The organism is Christensenella sp., assembly GCF_034927525.1.
Taxonomy (GTDB): Bacteria; Bacillota; Clostridia; order Christensenellales; family Christensenellaceae; genus Christensenella.
In genome coordinates this window covers 1-1,801 of sequence record NZ_JAYFPU010000274.1, presented here as the reverse complement: position 1 = coordinate 1,801, position 1,801 = coordinate 1, and the positions used below count along the sequence as shown (strand labels likewise).

The window sequence follows — 1,801 nt, the reverse complement described above, 5'->3', positions numbered from 1 at the left end:
TAACAGAAGAATCTGCTCATCGATTGGTGGAGTGCCACCTATAATAAAGAGGCAGCAATATTACCAGTCCTTACAGGATGTTGCATAAGGTCGCTGAATCCTTGAGGGAAATCTGTCAACTATTATTGACAATATCAAAGCGGAGGCAAGATATACAACTGTAAATGAGCTTTATGAATTATGGAAAGACTTGAAGCGTGGACTAAAAAATAACACTTTCGAGAATTATAAGTATATGTACGAGACATTTGTTCGTCACCAGATAGGCGATAAAAGAATTGCATTACTGAAAAAATCCGATGTAAAAAGATATTATAATTATCTTGCAGATGAAAGATGTTTGAAGGCGGCAACGATTGATAATATCCACACCGTCTTACATCAGATTTTAGATATGGCGGTGGACGATGATTATATAAGAAATAATCCGTCCAATAATGTTCTCAAGGAATTAAAGAAATCGCACATATTTCAAACAGAAAAACGCAGAGGTCTTTCCAGACCAGAGCAGGATTTATTTCTTTCCTATTTGAAAGAAGACCCTAGTGTTCAAAATTGGTACTCAGTGTTTGCAGTTATGATAGGAACTGGACTTCGAGTGGGAGAGGTTACTGCGCTCAGATGGTGCGATATTGACATTGAGGAGGGTATTATAAATGTCAGTCATACTTTGGTATATTATGACCATAGGTCTTCCGAGGGAAAGAAGGGGTGTTACTTTAATGTGCATACTCCAAAGACCGAAGCGGGAAATAGACAAGTGCCAATGCTTGATTTTGTGAAAGAAGCATTTCTGATGGAGAAGGAAAGACAGGACTTATTAGATTTGCATTGTGAAGCCACTGTTGATGGCTACACAGATTTTATTTTTATCAATCGTTTCGGGCAGCCACAACATCAATCGACATTGAATAAAGCAATCAGGCGGATAATACGCAATTGCAATGATGAACAGTTTTTAAAAGACGAAAATCCAGATGTGTTGTTGCCCCATTTTAGTTGCCATTCGCTTAGACATACTTTTACTACCAGAATGTGTGAGGCAGGTGTGAATGTAAAAGTAATTCAGGATGCACTGGGACATAAAGATATATCAACAACGCTTAACATTTATACAGATGTAACGAGAGAACTACGAAAATCAGAATTTGAAGGTCTTGACTTGTACTTCAAAAAAGCATAGTATTAGGGTGTATTCATTTCCAAAGAGGGAATTGTAATACACCCTAATCTTTTTATAGAGAATTATTGAATTTACATCATTTACATCAAATTACACCAATATTACATCAACAGAGGCTGATAGATACCCGAATGTTGATAGTTTGAGAATTAAGTGATTAGTTGCAAACAGTTGTTGGGCATAGAGGTGAAACACAGTAAAGCTATGTCTTATTTCGTCCCGGCCATGAAGCCGAATCCACTTTCAGAATAAGATTCTGAAAGTGGCAGCAAGCCGATTTACGAGCGTAAGCGAGTGGCTTGCGGTAATGAGGCAAATACCGGATTTGCTGCTTTTCCTCCGAGAGGAGGATAAAGAAAAGCAGGAAAGCCGGTAAAGCCGAGGTGAATCCACTTTCAGAATAAGATTCTGAAAGTGGCAGCAAGCCACTAATAATTGATTATATTACAACGGAGAGATCGTACACTGTGCGGTCTCTTTTTTTATGCGACCCCTTAAGCCTTCCTGAATCAACTGGGTTTCCTAATGGGGATGGGATATAATGATAAAAATGGGAGAGGAGCGTCACATGATCATTTGGCTTATTATCTTTAGTGTGTTTTTAGTGGCAGAAGTGGT

1 pseudogene is annotated in these 1,801 nt (G+C 38.4%); it reads left to right on the top strand.

The features are described 5' to 3' along the window. Positions 1-127: 127 nt before the first annotated feature. Positions 128-1,183 (top strand): annotated as a pseudogene (locus VB081_RS11150) (tyrosine-type recombinase/integrase); the annotation flags it as partial. Positions 1,184-1,801 lie beyond the last annotated feature (618 nt).